This is a genomic window from Dactylosporangium sp. NPDC051485 (assembly GCF_040682015.1).
GTDB lineage: Bacteria > Actinomycetota > Actinomycetes > Mycobacteriales > Micromonosporaceae > Dactylosporangium.
On record NZ_JBFAZW010000125.1, the window covers coordinates 10,052 to 29,781 of the forward strand.

The window sequence follows — 19,730 nt, forward strand, 5'->3', positions numbered from 1 at the left end:
GGCAGCCACGGCGGGCTCGGCAGCCACGGCGGGCTCGGCAGCCACGGCGGGCTCGGCAGCCACGGCGGGCTCGGCAGCCACGGCGGGCTCGGCAGCCACGGCGGGCTCGGCAGTGCCGGTGTCCGCGTCGGCGTCATCGCCTGCGGCCCTGCTGATGTCCGCGACCGCAGCGTCGGCTTCCGCCGGCGTGGGGACCGACATCGCGTCGGCCACGGGCCGGACCTCGCCTGGTTCGCCGGTCGGGTCACCGAGCGCGCCTTCCGGCGCCGTCGGAGTGGTCTGCCAGGACTCATCGGTGTCAGATGCCGGAGGCTCATCGTCCAGAACGTCGGACGGCAGAACCGTCGCGGGCCCGGGCTCGGGCTCGGGCCCGGGCTCGGGCTCGGGCTCGGGCTCGGGCTCGGGCTCGGGCTCGAGCTCGAGCTCGAGCTCGGGCTCGGGCTTCGCAGCGGCGCCGGCGTTTGTGGCGTCGGATGCCGGATGCTGCGTGGCGCGGTCCGCTTCGGTGGTGTCCGCGGGTGCCGTGTCGGTGCTGGTTTCGGTGGCCGGCTGCTCGGTGTCGGTGCGGTACCACACGATCTGGCCGTTGTCGGCCTTGCGGGAGCTGGCGAGCCCGGCGCTGTCGAGGTTGCGCAGCTTCTTCGTCGTCGTCGGGTAGGCCATGCCGGTGCGCTCGGCGAGGTTCCCGGCGGTGATCTCGCCGAGCTCGGCGAGGGCGTCCAGGATCTGCCGTGACTTGCTGTCCAGCGGCGGTGTGCCGTTGGCGGTGCTGGGGTCGGTTCGGTTGGGCATGTCGGGCCCCGTTTCTCCTGCCGTGGCAGGGTTTCGTGGTGAGGCGTGCACTGATGCACGCTTGACCGGCGGGTAAAGGGCAAGTCGGTGTGCCCGGACTTCGGGGGTCACACCGACGGGCGCGGTCGGCACGGTGCCGTCCACGCCCCGCAGATGGGCGGACGCAGTACTGCCGCAGTGGTGGATGTCGATGACGGCGATGGAGCCGCCGGATCGGCCGTGCCGCTGTGCGCGGGCCCGGGTGGGCCGCGTGGGCCGCGTGGGCCGCGTGGACGGCCGCAGACGCCGGTACCGGCCGGTCCACGAGTGTGTGGACCGGCCGGTGTGTGGCCAGGGCGTGCCGCGCGGGGTGTTACCGGATGCCGCGGCGCGGCTGGGCGTGCCGCTCCACGTAGGCGAGGCGGACCCGGGTCGGGATCGTGCCGCGGTCGCGGTGGGCGGGCAGGTCGAGGCGCTGCTGGTGCTCGGCCCACCAGGCACGCACCAGGGTGGCGTCATCGGTGCTGCTCGCGGCAGCGGCGGCGCGGTTGGTGGCGTGCCGTTTCGGCAGCCGGCGTCCGGCGGCGGTGTACGGGGCCAGGGTGGTGCGGAGCCGGTCGATGTTGCCGGGCGTCAGGTCGATCTCGTAGGTGACGCCTTCGAGGGCGAAGGTGTAGGTGGCGACGCCGTCGGTGCTGTTGTCGAGGTCGTCGGTGACGATGTGCCGGATCAGTTTGGCCATGGTGCTGGTACTCCTTTGCGGTTGCCGGGCATGGGGGGATGGCCCCGCCGCCGTGGCTGGCGGCGGGGTGGCGGCAGGCGGTTCGGGGGGTTGTTCGACGGTTCAGGCGGTGCACAGTTCGTGCAGGCGGCGCAGCGCGCGGCCTTCGAGCCAGCGCATCGCGTCGACGGTGCGGCCCATCTGCGTGGCGACGGCGGTGCGTGGCTGTCCGTCGAGGTAGCGCAGTTGCACGGCTCGGCGCTGGTCCGGGGTGAGCCGGGCCAGGGCCTGGGGGAACCGGGTGAGGGTGACGGCCGCGATCGTCCGGCCGGCGACCGGTCCAGGCCGGGTACCGACGGCCGGGCTGGTGACGGTCCGGTCGGTGTAGATGGTGCGGGCGGCGCGCAGGTAGCGCCGCTGCGACCAGCTGTGGTTGGTCATCGCCCTGGCGGCGAGGCGGCGCATCGACCCGCGCAGGTCCGGTTCGATGCGGTGCGGCTCGGCCAGGGCGAGGCAGTACGCCTCCTGCACGAAGTCCTCGACGAGGTCGCGGTCCCGGCGCCAGACCCGGGCGGCGACGAACCTGGTCAGGTCGTCCACAGTGGACCGGTACAGGTCGGCGAAGGCGTCGCGGTCGCCGGCGCGGAGCCGGGCGGCCAGGACGATGTCCGCGGCGGTGACCGGCCGCCGGAACCGGCGGATGTCACGGCCGGAGGCCGGGCTGTGCGTGGTGGCCATGAACGGATTCCTTTCGACAGCGGCCCTTCGAGGGCCGGGAAAGCGGAATCCGGGCACGGCCGTACGGCCGTGCCCGGGAGATGCGCGCTGGTGCGCGGGTGGCCGGGCAACGGCCAGGTCGTGCGGCTGTGCAGTCGTGCGACGGTGCGGGAGTGCAGTGGTGCTGGTTGGTGCGGTGATGCCTTCGCCGCGGATGGTCCCGCCGGCGGGCGAGCTGCTGGTGCGGCTCGCCGGATGTGCGGGTTCAGGCCGTCGTGCGCGGCGGCCGGTGAGCCGGCGTCAGATCAGCCGACGTCAGGGCTGTTGTGGACCCGCCGGGTCGGCAGGGGTGAGGATGCGGACCGCGCTGTGCAGCAACTCCTCTGCGACCGCGTAGAGCGGCGCGCCGTTCGTGGCCTCCGACGGTGTGGCGGCGTGCCAGGACGCCTGTCCCATGAGGGCCATGACGGAGTGGTCACCAGCGGGGTCGAGCAATTGCACGACCGCGCTGCTGTGCTCGGGCTGCGGCCCGCGCCACACCCGCACCCGCAGCAGCGAGCCGGCCAGGCGGTGTGTCCGAACGAGCTCGTAGCCGCTGGTGCCGTGGTCGGTGAACGTCTCGTCGACCAGCGTCGGCGTCGTGGTGTCGGCGTCGACGTAGGCGAAGGTGGCGTCGTGGCGGACGGTTCGCTGGATCCACTGCGGTTCGGCCCTGGCGAGGTCGCCGCGCGGGATGTTCCGCCGGTAGTAGCCGTCGCCGCCGAGGACGGCGATGGCGTAGTCGAAGAAGTGGTCCACGACGACCCACAGCCGGGCTCGGTCGTCGTCGTCGAACCGGTCTCCGGTCACTGTGACGATCTCACCGTGCACCAGCACGTCCTCGTCCTCGTCCTTGTCTTTGTGCTGTGCCGCGGTGTCGGCGGGCGGGTCGGTCGGTGTCCGTAGCCGGTCCATGAGCCGGCTGAGCTCGTTCAGCGCCGACCTGTCGCCGTGGGTCACCCGGTTCGGTGTGTCGAGCGGGCCGATCGTGACGGGGGCCCAGACGGCGACCTGCCCGGCCGCGGCACCGGCTTGGTGGACGTGGTGGTAGAAGCGGTGGCCGGCGTCGACGGCGACCGTCACCCGGGCGGGTTCGTCCCGCACGGCGTAGTCGGCGCTGGGGGCCGGGCCGGGCTCGGCCGGCGCGTCGTAGCGCAGGCTGAACCCGATGACCGTGAAGTGCGGCTCGGGCTGTGTCCACGGTGCGATGTCGGGCAGGTTGTGCAGGAGGCCGAGGAAGGTGTGCACGTCGACCCGTTCGGTCAGGGCGTCGGCGCCGGGCCAGCATCGCCAGACCGACTCGTGGATGAGGTTGAAGTCGAAGGACCTCGGTCCGTTGGCCGGGCGGTACTCGCTGATGATCTGGAGCTCGGGCGCGGACAGGGGTCCGCGGCTGCTGGTGGCGTACTGCGTGATGCCTTCGGTGAGACCTGCGACGGTGTCGGGTGTGAGCATCGGCTGGTCCTTTCGTCAGATGGTGGTGGCCCGGCCGCGGTGAGCGGTCCGGGCTGGGGTGTTGCGGCAAAGGGGAAAGGGCGGCCAGCGCGCGGGCCGGGCTCGCGGGATGCCCCGGCCCGGGGCGCCGGGCGGTGCGGTCACCGGTCGTCGTGCTCCGGCCGGGTGCCACCGGCGCCGGTGGCGTCGTTGCCGCCGGGGTCGCGGCGGGCGACGCCGAGGATCGCGTGGCTCACGGACAGGGCGAGGGTGAACAGGTCGTCGTTGTGGTCGATGACGGCGGCGCGGAGCCGGCGCAGGACGGCGTCCGGGACGGGCACGCCGATGAGGATCTCCTCGTCCAGGCCGGCGGCGGCGCGGCCGGCGGTCGGTAGGGCGCCGGGGCCGTAGCCGTCGGCGTAGACCACGAGGCTGCCGTGCGCCTGCGGCTGCCAGGACGCCGCGGCGAGGGGTGGTTGGCCGTTGGACAGCAGGTAGATGCTGTCGGCGGCGGCCAGGAGCAGTGCTGGGCCGGTCGCCTCGCCGAAGTAGGGGTCGGCGTTGGTGTGGGCGGCTGCGGCGTGCTCGGCGAGGACGAGGACCTCGGCGAGCGGGAAGGTCAGTTCGTGCATGGTGGGCCTTTCGGCGGTTGCGGCTAGGGGGTCGGCCGCGCCGGAGGGTTGGCGGATGTGCACGTTGGGGTGGACCGCCCAACGTGGCGGGTGCCGTGCGCCGGCGTGGCAGTGGTGGAGCCGGTCGGGCAGCACACTGCGAGGTCCCCCGGGTACAGGGATGGCAAGTGGGCTGTCCCGACCGGTTCCGGTGGGTGGTGTCAGAGGGCGACGGCGAGCAGCCGCTGGTCCTCGTCGAGGTCGGTGAGGTAGCGGTTGGCCTGCTCGAGGTAGGTCACCCGGTGGGCGAACGTGTCGCTGGTCGGTGCCAGGCGGGTGCCGTCGGCGGTGATGAGCGTGTCAGCGGTCAGCGCCGTGGTGGCGCTGTAGTGCTGGTAGGCCATCGGGCCGGCCTGGAACATCTCCAGCTCGCGGAGGTTCAGGCGACCGGCGCCGTAGGTGACGGCGTTGTGCATCCGCATCGCGATGACGCGGGGCTGGTTGTTGTACCGGACGATCGCGTCCTCAAGGGACAGCTTCGCCGGGTCGGCGATGTGCTGCAGCAGCAGCTGCGGCCACGGCATCGCGGGGCGGGTGCCCTGCACGACGCGGGACCACATCTGGTAGCGGACACCGGCGCCGACGGCGGCGGCGTGGCGCATACCGGCCAGGTCGAGCAGCTTCGCGGGGCCTCCGGCGCAGTAGACGGGCTGACCCTTGCGGGGGTCGACCAGCTGGCTGCGCTGCCACATCCACATGCCGGGCGTCGCCCAGAAGCGGGGCGACAGGGTGCCGGAGACACCGAAGTGCTTGTCGAGCTGACGGCTGACCAGTGCCTCAGCGGGCAGCTCTGCCGGCACACAGACGATCATGACGTTGACCGTCGGGACCAGCTGAGCGGTGCGGGCTGGCGTGGCGCCGTTGGAGCTGGCGCTCGGGGCCGGCGTAACACTGCTGGAGCTGGCGCTCGGGTTCGAGCTGGCGCTCGGGTTCGAGCTGGCGCTCGGGTTCGAGCGGGTGGTCCGGTTGGTGGCCGGCCTGATGCGGTTCTTGGCCATGAGAGGTCCTCCCTGGGTGTGGGCGCTTGAGGGCGCGCAGCAGTGACCGGCCCACCGGGTTCGTGGGTCGGTTCGGACGAGGTGTTGGGTTTGGTGGCGCTCGGGTGCGGCGCCGTGGTGGTGCTGGGAGTTGCGGTGGTGCTGGTGGTCTGGTGCGACCTGGGGGTCGCCGCGCGGTGCGGGTACCGACCGGCCGGTGAGGGCGGGTGGGTGGCGGGCACCGGGTGGTGCGGCGGGTTGTCCCTCAGGTGGGACCGAACCGGGTGGAGAAATATATGTGGGGTTGTGTAGTGCCGTGAACGGTAGCGGCTGCCGCTCACAGCGCCCGCTGTCGCCGTGACCGGTGAAAAGCGGGCGTGACCTGCACTGTGAGTGGTTGTGAGCGGGCTGGCCGCGTGGTGCGTGGTGTCGCGGTGAGACGACACCACGCTCACAAACGATCTTGTGGTGTGACAGTCACCGGCGGTGTCTGCGCCGTGAGACGATCCGGCCGGTGCGGCAAGCACCTTGCCCGGGGTTGGTGGACGGCGCCTGACCTGCACTGTGAGCGGATGTCCCGGCGCCGCGAACGGATTTCGCAGAGGTCTCGGCGGCGTTGTCCGTGTTCTCCGTAGCCGGGGGTGCGGTCTGCCCGAGGGTGTCAGGAGTCTGTGGGCCGGCCGGGGTTGGTGCCGGAGTGGGGTCCGTGGTCGGACGGCAGTTCGTGCAGCCGGTAGCGGTGGCCCGGGTTCGACGGCAGGTCGGCGGCGAGGGCCCAGACGCGGCCGGCGGGGTCGGGGCCGTGCACGGCGGTCGCGATCGGCATCGGCGTGCGGACCCCGGTGAGCAGGCGCAGCAGGTTCGCCTCCCGCTCCGCGTTCGGCAGCCACAGCAGGACTGGATAACGCGGCCCGAACTCGGCGAGACGGGCGTACCCGCGCAGTTTCGCCACCACCCGGGGCAGGTCCTCGGTGCCGCGGTCGTGCTCGACGAAGAACCCGACCGTGGTGTTGTTGCTCTGCCAGATGCCGTGGCCGTCGGGGCGGATGCCGGACTGGGCGTAGACGTCGGTGGCGTGCTGTTCGGACCACCAGCGCAGCAGTCGCGGCGGCCCCTGGCCGGGCCGTTCGTCGTCGGCCGAGGCCGCGGGTTGCTCGGTGCTGGGCCGGCGGGTGGCGGCGATGAGGTCGATGAAGAACTGGTTGACGCCGAGCAGGTGCGCTGCGGTCGCGCTGGCGGCGATGCGCCGGGCCCGGTCCAGGGAGCTGCGCGGTGCCTTGGTGTGCCGGTTGTCGGGGTCGTTGTAGACGGTCGGGTACAGCTGCAGCCCGACCGGGCCGAGCGTGTACAGGTAGGGCACGGAGGTGTGTGCAGCGTTGGCGTAGGCGAAGCGGTGCAGCACACCGAGCCGGTGCAGTGTGGTCAGCCGTCGCTGCGCGGTGCGCCGGCCGTCGAAGAACGCCGCCGCGATCTGCGGCGCCGAGAGCAGGTAGTGCTCGGCGAGCAGGGCGAGGAGGGCACGGTCGCGGGGCACGATGCGCCGGAACACGGCGAGGGAGTCCGGGGCGGAGCCGGCGGAGCTCCCGGCAGGGGCAGGACTACCGGGGTACGACCGGGCAGCGGACGTCGTAGACCTGGAAGCGGAGGAGCCGGATGGGGCAGGGACAGAGGAGAAGACGGACGGGGCGAGAACCGGCAGGCCGGACAGTGCGAGGGACGACAGAGAGGAGGAGGACGAGGAGGAGAGGGAATCGGAGCAGGCGGAGTTGAACGGATCGGGAAACATGGGGGTCTGGTACTCCTGGGCAGGAAGGGATCCCCTCGTTCGGAGGGGTGTCTGGCGGGTGGGAGGAGCCGGATCGGGCGCTGTCAGGCGCACGTGCTGCACTGACAGCACAGGTCAGGCATGGTGGCGAGGGTCGTGGCGGGACGTGGGAACGACACCCGGGACGATCAGGTCGGCGAGCACCTCGGCGACGGGTCCTGACAGCGGTCACCGCACACAGCGGCGTGCTCCGGCCGCGGACAGCTGTGACCGCCCTTCAGCGCCGAGACTGCCTCGGTCCCGAAGGCCGGCCACCTCGGGCGTCGGCTGACGTGCCGGACGCGGTCTCGGAGGACCTGCCGCCGGGTTTGGTGGAGGGTTTCGCCTGGGAGAGCCGGTCGACGAGGTTGTCGATGGCGCTGGTGTCCTGTTCAGGCACCGCCGTGGCGGCGGCTTCCCGGATGGCGGTCGCCTCCCCGGCGACGGGTTTCGGTGGGCGGGTCTTCATCGTGAACGCCGGGGTCTGCCGTCCGTTCACGACGAGTCGGGCGACGGCGGTGTACGCGTCGAGGTGGGACAGGTCGTGCTCGTCGAGTTCCGGCAGGGTGTGCCGGCCGAGGACCCGGGCGTCTTCCGGCGCGACCGTGAAGTAGATCTTGTTGCGGGCGTTGGAGGACGCGGCGGCGAGGAGGTCTTTCGGGAACTGGGCCAGGTCCTGATGGGACAACACCAGGGATAGCCGGTACTTGCGGGCCTCGGCAAGCATTGAATCGAGGCTGTTGGCGAGGGTCAGGAAGTTCTGCGCCTCGTCGATGATCAGCGTGGCGTCGCGGCGTTTGTCGGGGGCGATGGTGGCGCGGGCGGTCGTCGCCTGCCAGACCTGGGCCAGGACGAGGGAGCCGAGCAGCCGGGTGGTGTCCTCCCCCAGCTGACCTTTCGGGATCCGCACGAGGAGCGCGCCGCCGTCCAGGATTTTGCCCATGTCGAAGCTCGACTTGGGGTACCGCATGGTGCGTTTGACGAAGTCCCGCAGCAGGAACGCCCGCAGGCGGGCCAGGACGGGCCCGATGACCTGCGAGCGCAGGGCGGGGTTGAGCTCGTCGTACCACTGCCAGAACCCGGACAGGCCGGCCGGGTCATCCAGGTCGACGGTCATCGCCGACCGGAACTGGGCGCTGTTGAGCAGCGGCGGGATGTGCTGCAGGGTGACGTTCGCGTGCCGCAGCAGCGTCAGGCAGGCGACGCGCATGACGTCGTCCATCCGCGGTCCCCAGGCTTTGGCGAAGATGTTGGCGAAGATGGAGACGATGTTGTCCACGACGAGGTCGGGGTCGTCGCCCTGCAGCGGGTTCAGCGTGGGTGGGTTCGGCTGGTCCGGGTCGAATAGCACCACCCTGTCCGCGACGCTCGCCGGGAGCCGGTCCAGGATGTCCAGGACCATGTCGCCGTGCGGGTCGATGACCACGGTGCCGCGGCCGGCGGTGATGTCGTCGACGGCCATGTTGACCAGCAGGGTCGTCTTGCCGGAGCCGGTCGATCCGACCACGTGCAGGTGGTAGCGGGCGTCGGGCACGGACAGGCCGACGCCGTGGCCGCCGACCTCGGCGTCGCCGAGGACCTTCACCCCGCGGCCGCCGAACGGGACCGCCACGGGGGCGGGCATCGACTTGGCCCGGGCACGGTCCAGGCCGGGGACGGCCAGGTCGCGGGGTAGCGCGGCGAGGGCGGCGAGTTCGTCGCCGGCGAGCAGGAACCCGGCGCCGAGCCGCCGGGCGGCGGCCACGGCCACCGGCTGCGGCATCCGGGCGCGGTGGGCCAGGGTGTTGCGGGCGGCGTAGACGGCGAAGCTGGACGCGATCGCGTCGGCGATCCCGCGCAGCCGACCGGTCGGGTCGGCGCCGGGCCGGGTTCTGGTGGTGGCGAGGGCGTAGCGGATCCCGGCGGTCCACAGCGGTTGCGCGGTCTTGTCCAGGATCGCCCGGACGTCGCGTTCCACCTGCGGGTCGCGGCGCTGCGCTCCACCAGCTGCCGCGCCGCGCCGGGTGGAGGCTCCGGTCTGGAATGCCTCGAGCAGCCACAGGATCGGGGCGGCCGGGTTGATCGTCGGGGTGGCGGTCCTGCCGTCGCGGAGCCGTCCCGCAGTACGTCGGGCACGATAGGCCCGCCGTGGAGTGGCCGGTCGGGTGAGGACCTGCACGACGGCGTGCTCGCCCGGCCGCAGCTGCGCGCCCGCGGCCATCAGGGCACGCAGTGGGTCGGCGTCGAAGTCGGTGTTGAACGGCAGCCATTCAGCCGACTGGGGCAGGAGGTGCCCGCCGACGGCGGGTGCCGCCTGCAGCGGGATCGGTGGTGGGGCGTCCTCCTCGGTGGTGGTCGCGGCGCTGGGCCAGGCGGCGCGGATCGCGGCCTCGACGGCGCCGGGCGGGACCGTGCCAGGCACCCAGATGGAGATCCGCAGCTCCCGGCCGGTCCAGCTGTACTGCCACACCACGTGCGGCGTCCCGTACAGCAGGCGGCGCCGGCGGGACGGGGTGAGGGTGCCGTGCAGGTTCGCCCACAGCGCGGCGGCGGCGTGTTCGTCGACCTCCGGCGGTGGTGCGATGGTGACGAGGCGGGCGCCGGTGGCGTGGTGGGTGTGCCGCCACCCGTCCAGGAGGTTCCTGCCGGCGACGTAGGCGATGAGCGCGGCGGCGGCGACGGCGAGCAGCCACGGCTGGTCGGCCGCCCAGCGGACGGCGTCGAGGAGCCCGGCGGCGACCGGTGACGGCGGTGGGGAAACGAAACCGGCGCCCGGCCCGGAGGGGCTGGGCGCCGGTGACAGCGCGAGCATCGGTGCTGTCGGCGGTGGGTGGCTGGGACCGGCAAGGATCCACGCGGTGGTCCCGCCGGGCTGCGGCGGGTTCACAGCAGATCCTCCTCGTCGTCGAGGTCGAGCAGGTCCGCGGGTTTCGTGGTGGCGAGCAGGTGTTCGCTCGGGGACGCGATCGACTCGAACCCTGTGCGGTTGGTGCCGGAGATGAGCAGCCCGTGGCCGGTCCGTGCGGCGAGCAGCATCCGCCGCTCCCCGACGGTCAGCCCGAATGCGTCACCGACGGCGTCGATCGCCTGCGGGGCCTGTTTGAGCAGGATCTGGGTGGCGGCGTTGGACACGACGGCTATGCCGAGGTCGGTGCCGAGGACGTCGGCGACGTCCTGGGTGATGACGGTGAGGCCGGCGTTGCGTTTCCGGCTCGCCTTGGACATGACAGCCAGGAACCGGGCGCCCTCGCCGTCGCGCATGAGCAGCCACGCCTCGTCGACCACGACGAGGCGCCGCACCGCGAGGCGGCGGCTGCCGGGGGCGTCGACGCTGCGCCAGATCGCATCCAGGGCCAGGAGCGTGCCGACTGTCCGCAGCTCGTCGGGCAGGTGCCGCAGCGACCACACCACCAGGTGCCCGTCCGGGCGGGTGGTGGTCGGGCCGTTGAACAGGTCGGCGAAGGAGCCGTCCACCCACGGGGCGAGCCGCGCGGCGAGCTGGGTGGCGGCTGGGTCGTCGTCGCCGTGCAGTGCGGTGGTGAGATCGGCCAGGAGCGGGGCGGGGCGGTGGTGGGTTGCGGGGTCGGCGGTGATCCCGGCGGTGCGGTAGGTGGCGAGGATGGCGCGGTCCAGGGCGGCGCGTTCGGTCGGCGGTGGCTGGTGACCGAGCAGGACCGCGATGAGGGTGTGCAGGAACAGGCCGCGGCGGGTGAGGACGTCGGGCCGGGTGTCGCCGACGGGCAGGTCGAGGGGGTTGATCTTCACGCCGGGTTGGCCGAGCCGTACGACGGTGCCACCGACGGCGTCGGCGAGGCGCAGGTACTCGTCCTCGGGGTCGACGATGGACACCTGCACGCCCTGATACAGGTTGCGCAGCACGTCGAGCTTGACGAAGTAGCTCTTGCCGGCGCCGCTTCTGGCGAGGACGACGCTGTTGTGGTTCTCCTGCGCCCACCGGTCCCACCACACGATCCCCGAGCTGTCGGGGTTGATGCCGTACAGCACACCGCCGGTGGTGGCCGGGTCACCGGGCAGCGGCGCCGGCAGATCCGCGGACGCGAGGGGGAACGCCGCAGCGAGCGCGGCGGTGTCCATGGTCCGCAGCATCTGCAGGCTGTCGGTGCCCAGGGGCAGGGTGGTGGTCCAACCTGGAAGGTGCCGCCACGTCGCCGGCTGCACCTCGATCAGCGTCGACGCGGCGGCGGCCTTCACCTGCGCGCACGCGTCGAGCAGCTCCGCCTCGGTGCGGGCGTGGACAGTCAGGTACAACCCGACTCTGAACAGCTTGGCGGCGCCTCTGGCGAGGCGTTCAGCGAGGTCGGCGGCGTCGTCTGCCGCGGCTTCGACGTAGGGGTCGGCGAGTTTGCCCCGCTCCGCATCAGCGCGGCGGGACGACTCGAACCGGGCCCGTTGGGTACGCAGCCGCTTCGCCGCGATCGGCGCGGGCAGCGGGTCGATGTGCAGGGCGAGGTCGAGGCGGCCCGGCCAGGACAGCAGCGGCTCCAGCCAGGCGGGGCCGACTTCGGCGGGGTAACCGGTGACGATGAGAGTGGCGGCGTAGCCGTCACCGACGCGCAGCATTCGTGGGCTGACCTCGACCGAGGCCGGGGCGACAGCCGCCGCCAGTCCCGCGGTCGGCGGGGCGGCGGCCGGTGCCGTACGACGAGCGAGCAATGTCATGACTGTGGCTTCCTGCGAGGTTTGGGCGGTGCCTGCTTCGGCGCCGCGGCAGTGATGACCGCATCGGGGGCGGCGAGCCCGCCTGGCCGGGACGGCCGGTACGGGTCGGCGGCGGCGGCGAGGGCGGCGGTGACGGCCGGGCCGTCGAGGGCGCGGGTGGTGACGCCGAGCCCGGACAGGGCACGGACGGTGTCGTCGGCGCGGCGGCGCGCGGCGTGCTCGCCGCGTTCCCCAGCTCCGGCGCGGGTGACGATGAGGACCTGCCGGCGCAGCGGGTCACGCCGTTCGGCGAGGTCGGCGAGGAAGTTCGCGTGATCGGCGCACGCCGCGGCGAGGGCCGGGTCCGGGAGCCGGTCCGCTACGCGGGCCAGGGTGCGGGCGGCGGAGGCTAGGTCGACCGGCTGCGCGGACACCACGATCTGCGTCGGCGTGGACAGCGAGTTCAGCCACCGCCCGTACGTGTCGATCAGGGCGGCCTGCTCATCCGCGGTGCGCAGCGCCAGGTTGACGCTGGTCGCGGCGACCATCGCCGCCTTCGTGCCGCCGGTGCGGTCGGTGAGGCTGATCTGCCCGTCATCACCGATGGCATCAGCTGGCAGCCGCAGCGGCGCCGGCAGCATCACCTTCGACGCCGGCGCCTGCACCCAGTCCGGAACCTTGGCCGTGGTGTCGGTCGTGGACAGCGCCCGCGGGCTACGGGAGTGCCGCAGCCCGGCGAGCAGCCACACGTCCAGGGACAACCCATCGCGGCGGCCGACGGCCAGGCCGAAGACCAGACCGCCGAGCACGACGAACGCGCCGACGAGGACCGGGACGGGCAGGAGGGTGTGCAGGGCGTTCCAGGCGCCGTAGCCGATGACCGCCGCGACGGCCAGGATCGCCAGCTGCCGGAACGTCAGCCCGTAGACGACCTTGTCCGGGGCGTCGACGTCGGCCGGCATCCGGGCGCGGACGGCGTCCTCGTCCCGGCGGTTCACCGCGCCACCGCCCGGGTCATCCTGCCCAGGCCGGGCACGGCCCGGGTCAACTGCTGCACCACGACGACGCGGATGACGGCACCGAGGATGTTGGGTTGTTTGCCGCCGCCCTGGGATACGAGGCGGCGCATCAGGCCGGGAACTTTCACGGTGGTCCAGAGCAGGACCATGATGACGAAGAGGTTCGTGACGCCGCCGTCGCCGGGCAGCCCGAACGCGAACAGCAGGTTGCTCTGGTCGGTGAGCATCCATTGCCCGGCGTAGAGGGTGAAGCCCTGCGCGATCGGCACGGCGAGGGTGCCGCCGTAGGCGCGCCACCACATCCGCGCGACCGGGTCGGTCTGCGGCAGCGCGTGGCAGGCCAGGGCGATCGGCGCGACGGCGGTGAGGACGAGGACGACCGCGAACCGGGTGATCATGCTCATCGCGGTGGAGCCGAGCAGGATCAGGATGATCACCGCGCAGACGCAGAACAGGATCCCGGAGGTCTTGTCCCGCGCGGCGAGGATGTGGGTCTTGATCGCGGTGACCGCGGCCGGGCGGAGTTCACCGTCGCCGCCGAGGTCGTCCTGGGTGAGGGCGGCGCCCAGCGCGTTGGCGAGTTCGATCATCTTGGCGCACCACAGCTGGCTGAAGTGCGCGGCGACGAACCCGACGATGCAGCGCGGGATCAGGTCCTTGGCGGTGTAGCGGGAGCGTTCGTCGCCGCCGGCGCTCATGGTGAGCGCGCCGGCGGCGACGAAGAACAGCACGAAGACGAGGTCGACGACGAGGACCGACCGGCCGGTCAGGGCCTGCACCTGCGGCAACGCAGTGACGTCCGGGGTGACCAGCAGCGCGTTGGTGATCACGCCGATCAATCCGTCGAAGCAGGCCAGGATCTGTTCGGCGAACCAGGTGAGGATGTTGTCCAGGAGCCAGCCCATGATCGATCAGCCCCCGACGATGCCCTGGACGACCTGCAGCAGGATCGGGGCGAGGACTGCGAGGCCGTAGCCGATGAGGGCGTTCTTCAACGCTCCTTTGGCCTTGTCGACCTGGGCGGGGTCGCCGCCGGCGGTGGCCCAGTACACGCCCGCGAGGACGAGGAACAGGGTCGCCACCGCGGCGAGGATCCCCATGATCCACGTCTGCAGGTTGGCGATGACGACGGGCAGCGCGTTCGCCGCCACGACGACCGGGGCGCCGGGATCGGCGGACGCGACCGTCGGGACTGCCAGCAGCGCGGCGGCGACCGCTGAGACGGTCAGCACCCGGGCGGCGATCCGCCGCCTCCGGCGGCCGGCGGTACGCGCCGGGATACTCGCCTCGGCGGTCACGTTCGTACCGGGCTCGGGGCGTGCGGCCTGGTGTGTGGTGGTGTGTGGGTTGTGGGCACGCAGACGTGCCCGCGGGAAGCGGGACATGGTTGGGGTTCACCTCCCGCCCCGCACCGCAGGGCCGGCACCGGCGCCAGAGGGGCGCGGGTGTCGGCGGGCGGTGCGGGGCGAATGCTCGAGACAGCGGATGTGGCCGCCGCCGAGCTGGAACTCGGTGAGCGAGTGCGGTCGCGCAGCTACGAACGCGCTCGGGAGGAGCTCGTCCTCCCTCTACGGGTCGGCTGTGGGATGAGGTGTCAGCGCATCACGATGGCGCGGCACCCGAGGCGCGCAGCTGGCGCAGCACTCGCAGCACGGGGGTTGGCCCGGCGGCGGGCAGGACCCCGGTACGCGTGGCCGTCGATGGCCATGGCCGGGAAGTCCTGCACCCCCCTATCCGGGTTTGTGAGCCGTGGCGAACGCCCCCACCGCTCACAGCGGCTCACAGCCGCGCACAGCGGCTCAATAGCGGCTCACAGCTCCACACACAGCGACTCACAGCCGCACACAGCGGCCTGTCCGGCGCGCCCGCACCGTGTCTCGCTCACGGCCGCCAGGCTGGATACCGCTCACAACCCACCGGCGCCCCGCCCGCGCGTGTCGAAGATCGGCACCGCGAGACGGCGGGGCGTGGAGGGCAGCGAAAGGGCCGTGCCTGCGACACCGTTGGTGTCACAGGCACGGCCCTGAACGATGCCGGTCGTGCAGGCACACGACCGCGGCTCAGGCAGCCGCCGGCAGCGGCCTGTCCGTGGTGCGGGCGGCCACGGCGGCGCGGGTCCGCTGCCGGTGGGCGGCCTGCTTCGCCAGTTCCTGTTCCGCCTCGGGTGAGGTGGCACCGGTGAGCAGGCCCTCGGCGAGGGCGGCGGCGATGCGGTCGTCGATGCGGTTCAGCCGCATCCGCAGCGCGTCGACAGTGACGCCGAGGCGGACGGCGATCGGCTCGATCGCCCGCTTGCCGAGGCGGGTGTCGATGTAGGGCTCCTCGTCGCAAGCGTCGAGGAGGCCGAGCGCGACCGCGCGCTGGACGAGGAGGTCGGGGTGCTTCCACGGCCGGTGCGGAGTGCGGGGACCGGGCGGGACGGCGTCGAGGTCGTCGACGAGGACGACGCCGCGCTGCTGCGCGACCAGCGCCAGGCCGGCGCGCTGCCCGGCACGGCACAGCTGGGCGTACGGGGCGGGGCGGGTCACGTCGACGTGGTCGCGCAGCGCGGTGAGGAACCCGGTCAGGACTTCGGCGTCGACGTCGTCGGGGTCGCCGTACCAGCCGCCGGCAACCAGGAGCGCGGCATGCCGGACCAGGCCGGGCAGGGCCAGGGCCGTCGCGGCGACGACCCAGGTGGAGCCGTCGAGGCGGGCCCGGACGATCAGCTCCCGCCACACCGCGTCCAACGCCGGCCAGTCCCGCGGGTGCTCGGCCAGCCACGTGCGCAGCACCGCCACGCTGACCACGCCGTCGGGCAGTCCGAGGTCGGGGTCCAGGCCGGTCAGGTCGATGCTCAGCGGGTCCGGGCCGGTGACCAGCGCGGTGAACGCGGTGTCGACGCACGCGAACGGCGAGGACGGCCACACCTCGTCATCGGCGTCGGCCTGGCCCGGGTCGGTTGGTCCGCGACCGGGCACGGCGCGGGCCGTGCCGATGACCGCCGGACGGGATGTGGCAGCGGCGCCGCCCGTGTCACGAGCCGTGTCACGGGCAGTGCCATCGGTGCCGGCGCCGGTGTCCGGGCGGTTCGGGGTGCGGTCCAGGGTGGTGGACACGGTCATGTCACAAGCTCCTATGACAACGAAGATCATGGATGGACATCGCGGGGTTGCCACGGCGACGTCCGGGGTGTCATTGCGCCACGCACCACTCACAGGTCACTGACAGTGCTGGTCAGCGGCGCATCTGGGCGGTCGGCGCCACGGCACGCCCGACAACGGCCGGCCATGTCACACGATCTACGGCATCGATTGCGATCGTTGACATCGATGGAGTGCCACAGTCATTGAGCTGCACATTGACATCACGGCTGCCCAAAGTCGATGCGCCAGATGGACTGTCAGGCCCACAAGCACGGCAGCGCCCAGGAGTTCGCACATAGCGCCTGTCGCCGCTCACGGCGGGCGCCGCACGCACTCACAGCAACTCACAGCGCCCCTCACGGGACGGCCAAGTGACTGTGACACCACCACACGGCACAGATGTCTGTCGATTGACACGCCGTCGTGTCACAGAAGATCATCAATTGACATCGTCCGAATGTCACAGAAGATCATCGATTGACACGGAGGTAGTGTCACAGAAGATCGTCGATTGACATGCAGCGCGTGTCACAGAAGATCATCGATATCTCGTTGTCGTCCGCAGGTCGGTGGTCCCTCCGGACGACCGCACCATCCACAGCGTTGCCGGCATTGCCGCTGGCGCCGGCACGGCCAATAACCATCGACGGATACAGCATCGCTGTCGACGTTCGCCGCGCGACCCCGGTGCGACGCCGGCAACCACTTCTCCCGCCGCGCCGGCATCTCCTTCCAGATGGGAGCGGAGAACCCCGGTCCGGTGAGCGGGCATGGAGACCTCGACCGCCCGCAGCCGCTCACAGCCGGGCTTTGACGGCTGGGCACAGTCACTCACAGCCGCTCACAGCGACCGCTGTGAGCGGCTGTGAGCGGCTGGGTCTGACCTGCTGATGCCGCTGTGAGCGGTTGTGAGCCGTTGTGAGTGGCCGGGTCTTGACTGCTGATGCCGCTGTGAGCGGCCGACGCCCCCGCTCGGTGACGGTCTGTTGCTGTGAGCGTGCTGTGTGTGGCTGTGAGCGGTGTTCGGGGTGCTGTGAGCGGCTGTGAGTGGTGGGGGCGTTCGCCACGGCTCACAAATGCGGATAGGAGGGTGTCAGCGCTTCCCGGCGCGGCGCGGAGCCGACAGCCATATGAGCAAGCACCCGCCGAACCACCAGCCCACCCACCACGACCCCAACTCCGACCCGAACCTCGACCCGGACGGGACGACCAGCGCCCCGGGTGCCGACGATGCCGAGCAGCTGCTCGTCGACGTCGTCGCCGGGGACCCGCCCGTCCCGATCACCGTCTGGCGCACCGCCCGCACCAGCGGCGACCACGGCGCCAGCATCCCGGCCCGGCTGGCCCGGCGGCTCGTCGCCGCCTACAGCCGCCCCGGCGAGGCCGTCGTCGACCTCACCGCCGACCACGCCCTCACCACCGCCAGCACCACCGGCGGGCGCCGGCACCACCGGGCCTGGTTCACCGACGTCGCCAGCCTCATCATCGGCCCCGCCACCACCAGCAACCTCGACGACGAGGACACGACGCAGGCCGACGACGACCTCGACACCGACCTCACCGCCGGTGGCGTCGAGCTGGACCTGTCCCTCGCGGACTGGTTCGGAGACGACCTCACCGACCAGCACCTCCCACCGACCGCACCCCCGGTCGTCCCGATCCCCGACGGCGTGTCCCTCGCCGGCCTGACCAGCCTCGTCGTCGCGACCTGGCCCCTGGACCCCGACGCCGTCCCCAACCGGATCCGGCTGGCCTGGCTGCTCACCGCCTGCCGGGAGCTGCTGCGCCCGGGCGGCTGCCTCGTCCTCATCGTCGCCGTCCCAGCCGGGCTCGCCGCGACACCGGAGGACTTCAGCCCGATCGCCGCCGCCGCCGGCCAGGTCGGCCTCGGCTACCTGCAGCACATCGTCGCCGTCGCCGCCGACACCAGCGGCGACGGCCACGGCGATGGGCATGGCGACGCGTTCGTCTACCACCTCGACGACGAGGAACTCCTCGCCCTGTCCAAGGCCCGCGCCGACAGCGCCGGCGAACAGTGGACGGTCGCGCACCTGCGGGTCCACGCGGACCTGCTCGTCTTCACCCCGGCGCCCGGCACGGCAGGCCGCCGCAGCGGTTCCCGCCGGACCGGGCGCAGCGGGGAGGCCTCCAATGGCTGAGTCCCGCACCGCTGTGGCCGCCGACCCGGACGAGCCCGACCGCGGCAGTACCACCCCGACCGGCACGCGCCGGAGCGGTCCGGGCGGCCGGCACCGCACCTACGACGCCCAGCACCGCGCCGCCGCGGACACCAACCCGGACGGGCCCACCCTGGCTCCCCCTTCCCTGCCGGGGCTGTCGGTGTGGGCGACCGCGCAACGGACCGGCCCTGTCCAGCGCCGCGGCCGGTACGTACCGGAATCGGTGCAACACCCCGCGAGGATGCTGCCGGCGATCGCCGCGCACGCCATCGACGCCTACACCGACCCCGGCGACCTCGTCCTGGACCCGATGTCCGGGATCGGGACCACCCTCGTCGAGGCCGTGCACGCCGGACGCGACGCGCTCGGCATCGAGTACGAGTCCCGCTGGTCCGACATCGCCGACGCCAACCTCCGCCACGCCCGCACCCAGGGCGCCACCGGCCGCGGCGGCGTCATCCGCGGCGACGCCACCGACATCCTGTCCCTCGTCCCCGCCGCCCTCATCGGGCAGGTCGCCCTGGTGGTGACCTCACCGCCGTACGGGCCGACCGTCCACGGCCTGGTCCGCACCGGCGACGAACTCGACATCCGCGACAACCGGTACAACGACGGCGCCGACAAGGGCAACCTCGCCTACCGCGACCTCACCGGCCTCGCCGACGGGTTCGCGCAGATCCTGCGCGGCTGCCACACCCTGCTGCGCCCCGGCGGGACCGTCGTGGTCACCGCCCGCCCCTGGCGCAAGAAGGGCGAGCTCGTCGACCTGCCCTCCGCCGTCATCGGCGCCGGCATCCGCGCCGGCCTGGTACCGACCGAGCGGTGCGTGGCGCTGCTCGCCGCTGTCCGCGACGGGCACCTCGTCGCCCGGCCGTCGTTCTTCCAGCTGCAGTCCGTGCGCAAGGCACGCACCGCCGGGACCCCGATGCACCTCATCGCGCACGAGGACGTCCTCATCTTCACCAAACCGGCCGCACCGATCACACCGTCCACACCGGACGGTGCCGGGAGCGGCGGATGAGCGCACCCATCCACCGGTATCTCAGTCTCGGGGCCGGCGTCCAGAGCTCAGCCACGTTGCTGCTGGCCGCCCGCGGCGAGATCCCGACCTTCACCGCGGCGGTCTTCGCCGACACGGGTTGGGAACCCGCCGCCGTCTACGACCACCTCGAGCGCCTCGAACGGATCGCCGCCGACGCGGGCATCCCGATCACGCGGGTATCGGCCGGGCACATCCGCGCCGACGCCCTCGACCCGAAGCACCGCTTCGCGTCCATGCCACTGTTCACGCTCGGCCCGGACGGCCAACGCGGCATGGCCCGACGTCAATGCACGTCCGAATACAAGATCAAACCGATCAAGGCCGAGATCCGGCGGCGGCTCGGCTACCCGCACCCGAAGCGGGTACCGGCCGGTGTCGTCGCCGACATCGCTATCGGGATCTCCGTCGATGAGATCGGCCGCGCGCGCGACGCCGACGTCGGCTACATGCGCAACGTCTTCCCCCTGCTCGATCTCGGCTGGCGGCGCGGTGACTGCGTCGCCTACCTCGAGCGGTATGGCCTGCCGGGGACGCCGAAGTCGAGTTGCCTGGGTTTCCCTATTAGATCTTCGTGTGATGACTCTCAGTGTTG

General features: G+C 72.3%; 18 protein-coding genes. 4 read left to right on the forward strand and 14 right to left on the reverse strand.

The genetic code is table 11. The annotated features are described in order from the left end of the window. The 6 genes from AB0M46_RS43775 to AB0M46_RS43800 all read right to left on the reverse strand — a co-directional run. On the reverse strand, window positions 1–936 hold a 936-nt coding region (locus AB0M46_RS43775), incomplete at its 3' end, for a helix-turn-helix transcriptional regulator (protein WP_363346169.1). Between the two features lie 208 nt (window positions 937–1,144). Further along, window positions 1,145–1,513, reverse strand: coding sequence for a histone-like nucleoid-structuring protein Lsr2 (locus tag AB0M46_RS43780; protein WP_363346171.1), 369 nt, complete (start codon window positions 1,511–1,513; stop codon window positions 1,145–1,147). A gap of 102 nt (window positions 1,514–1,615) precedes the next feature. After that, complete coding sequence (locus tag AB0M46_RS43785; RefSeq protein WP_363346173.1) at window positions 1,616–2,230, reverse strand: RNA polymerase sigma factor; 615 nt, start codon at window positions 2,228–2,230, stop codon at window positions 1,616–1,618. Window positions 2,231–2,524: 294 nt separating this feature from the next. Next, on the reverse strand, window positions 2,525–3,703 hold the full coding sequence (locus AB0M46_RS43790; RefSeq protein WP_363346175.1) for a hypothetical protein: 1,179 nt from the start codon (window positions 3,701–3,703) through the stop codon (window positions 2,525–2,527). Window positions 3,704–3,843: 140 nt separating this feature from the next. Then, a complete protein-coding gene (locus AB0M46_RS43795; RefSeq protein ID WP_363346177.1) occupies window positions 3,844–4,314 on the reverse strand; it encodes a hypothetical protein in 471 nt (156 codons plus the stop codon). 200 nt (window positions 4,315–4,514) lie between these two features. Next, window positions 4,515–5,165 (reverse strand): hypothetical protein, encoded by a 651-nt coding sequence (locus AB0M46_RS43800; RefSeq protein WP_363346179.1) that lies wholly within the window; start codon window positions 5,163–5,165, stop codon window positions 4,515–4,517. A 40-nt stretch (window positions 5,166–5,205) separates the two neighbouring features. On the opposite strand from AB0M46_RS43800, the gene AB0M46_RS43805 reads away from it, so the two are divergent. After that, on the forward strand, window positions 5,206–5,397 hold the full coding sequence (locus AB0M46_RS43805) for a hypothetical protein (protein ID WP_363346181.1): 192 nt from the start codon (window positions 5,206–5,208) through the stop codon (window positions 5,395–5,397). Window positions 5,398–5,991: 594 nt separating this feature from the next. Here the strand turns inward: AB0M46_RS43805 and AB0M46_RS43810 are convergent. From AB0M46_RS43810 to AB0M46_RS43845, 8 genes are all read right to left on the reverse strand, one after another. Then, a complete protein-coding gene (locus tag AB0M46_RS43810) occupies window positions 5,992–6,879 on the reverse strand; it encodes a replication-relaxation family protein (protein WP_363346183.1) in 888 nt (295 codons plus the stop codon). A 493-nt stretch (window positions 6,880–7,372) separates the two neighbouring features. Then, window positions 7,373–9,925, reverse strand: coding sequence for a DUF87 domain-containing protein (locus tag AB0M46_RS43815; RefSeq protein ID WP_363346199.1), 2,553 nt, complete (start codon window positions 9,923–9,925; stop codon window positions 7,373–7,375). Window positions 9,926–9,996: 71 nt separating this feature from the next. Then, a complete protein-coding gene (locus AB0M46_RS43820) occupies window positions 9,997–11,793 on the reverse strand; it encodes a DUF87 domain-containing protein (protein ID WP_363346185.1) in 1,797 nt (598 codons plus the stop codon). Continuing rightward, on the reverse strand, window positions 11,790–12,734 hold the full coding sequence (locus tag AB0M46_RS43825) for a PrgI family protein (RefSeq protein ID WP_363346201.1): 945 nt from the start codon (window positions 12,732–12,734) through the stop codon (window positions 11,790–11,792). The genes AB0M46_RS43820 and AB0M46_RS43825 overlap by 4 nt, the downstream gene beginning before the upstream one ends. A gap of 32 nt (window positions 12,735–12,766) precedes the next feature. Beyond that, on the reverse strand, window positions 12,767–13,696 hold the full coding sequence (locus AB0M46_RS43830) for a hypothetical protein (protein ID WP_363346187.1): 930 nt from the start codon (window positions 13,694–13,696) through the stop codon (window positions 12,767–12,769). 6 nt (window positions 13,697–13,702) lie between these two features. After that, window positions 13,703–14,023, reverse strand: a complete 321-nt coding sequence (locus AB0M46_RS43835; RefSeq protein WP_363346203.1) for a pilin — start codon at window positions 14,021–14,023, stop codon at window positions 13,703–13,705. An 828-nt stretch (window positions 14,024–14,851) separates the two neighbouring features. Further along, complete coding sequence (locus AB0M46_RS43840) at window positions 14,852–15,895, reverse strand: hypothetical protein (protein ID WP_363346189.1); 1,044 nt, start codon at window positions 15,893–15,895, stop codon at window positions 14,852–14,854. Between the two features lie 515 nt (window positions 15,896–16,410). Beyond that, window positions 16,411–16,575, reverse strand: a complete 165-nt coding sequence (locus tag AB0M46_RS43845; protein ID WP_363346191.1) for a hypothetical protein — start codon at window positions 16,573–16,575, stop codon at window positions 16,411–16,413. Window positions 16,576–17,046: 471 nt separating this feature from the next. On the opposite strand from AB0M46_RS43845, the gene AB0M46_RS43850 reads away from it, so the two are divergent. The 3 genes from AB0M46_RS43850 to AB0M46_RS43860 form a co-directional block, all read left to right on the forward strand. Further along, a complete protein-coding gene (locus tag AB0M46_RS43850) occupies window positions 17,047–18,075 on the forward strand; it encodes a hypothetical protein (protein WP_363346193.1) in 1,029 nt (342 codons plus the stop codon). Beyond that, window positions 18,068–19,117 carry a DNA methyltransferase gene (locus AB0M46_RS43855; RefSeq protein ID WP_363346195.1) on the forward strand — a complete coding sequence of 350 codons (1,050 nt, stop codon included), beginning with the start codon at window positions 18,068–18,070 and terminating at the stop codon, window positions 19,115–19,117. The genes AB0M46_RS43850 and AB0M46_RS43855 overlap by 8 nt, the downstream gene beginning before the upstream one ends. After that, window positions 19,114–19,730, forward strand: a 617-nt coding sequence (locus AB0M46_RS43860; protein WP_363346197.1) for a hypothetical protein, incomplete at its 3' end; no start/stop codon positions are given. The genes AB0M46_RS43855 and AB0M46_RS43860, both read left to right, overlap by 4 nt.

Bases quoted from the DNA above. Each gene is read 5' to 3' on its own strand.
- AB0M46_RS43830 (WP_363346187.1), bottom strand. From the start codon at position 13,696: ATGGGCTGGCTCCTGGACAACATCCTCACCTGGTTCGCCGAACAGATC.
- AB0M46_RS43800 (WP_363346179.1), bottom strand. From the start codon at position 5,165: ATGATCGTCTGTGTGCCGGCAGAGCTGCCCGCTGAGGCACTGGTCAGC.
- AB0M46_RS43855 (WP_363346195.1), top strand. From the start codon at position 18,068: ATGGCTGAGTCCCGCACCGCTGTGGCCGCCGACCCGGACGAGCCCGAC.
- AB0M46_RS43790 (WP_363346175.1), bottom strand. From the start codon at position 3,703: ATGCTCACACCCGACACCGTCGCAGGTCTCACCGAAGGCATCACGCAG.
- AB0M46_RS43845 (WP_363346191.1), bottom strand. From the start codon at position 16,575: ATGCTGTATCCGTCGATGGTTATTGGCCGTGCCGGCGCCAGCGGCAAT.
- AB0M46_RS43815 (WP_363346199.1), bottom strand. From the start codon at position 9,925: ATGCTCGCGCTGTCACCGGCGCCCAGCCCCTCCGGGCCGGGCGCCGGT.
- AB0M46_RS43795 (WP_363346177.1), bottom strand. From the start codon at position 4,314: ATGCACGAACTGACCTTCCCGCTCGCCGAGGTCCTCGTCCTCGCCGAG.
- AB0M46_RS43840 (WP_363346189.1), bottom strand. From the start codon at position 15,895: ATGACCGTGTCCACCACCCTGGACCGCACCCCGAACCGCCCGGACACC.
- AB0M46_RS43785 (WP_363346173.1), bottom strand. From the start codon at position 2,230: ATGGCCACCACGCACAGCCCGGCCTCCGGCCGTGACATCCGCCGGTTC.
- AB0M46_RS43820 (WP_363346185.1), bottom strand. From the start codon at position 11,793: ATGACATTGCTCGCTCGTCGTACGGCACCGGCCGCCGCCCCGCCGACC.
- AB0M46_RS43825 (WP_363346201.1), bottom strand. From the start codon at position 12,734: ATGCCGGCCGACGTCGACGCCCCGGACAAGGTCGTCTACGGGCTGACG.
- AB0M46_RS43850 (WP_363346193.1), top strand. From the start codon at position 17,047: ATGAGCAAGCACCCGCCGAACCACCAGCCCACCCACCACGACCCCAAC.
- AB0M46_RS43780 (WP_363346171.1), bottom strand. From the start codon at position 1,513: ATGGCCAAACTGATCCGGCACATCGTCACCGACGACCTCGACAACAGC.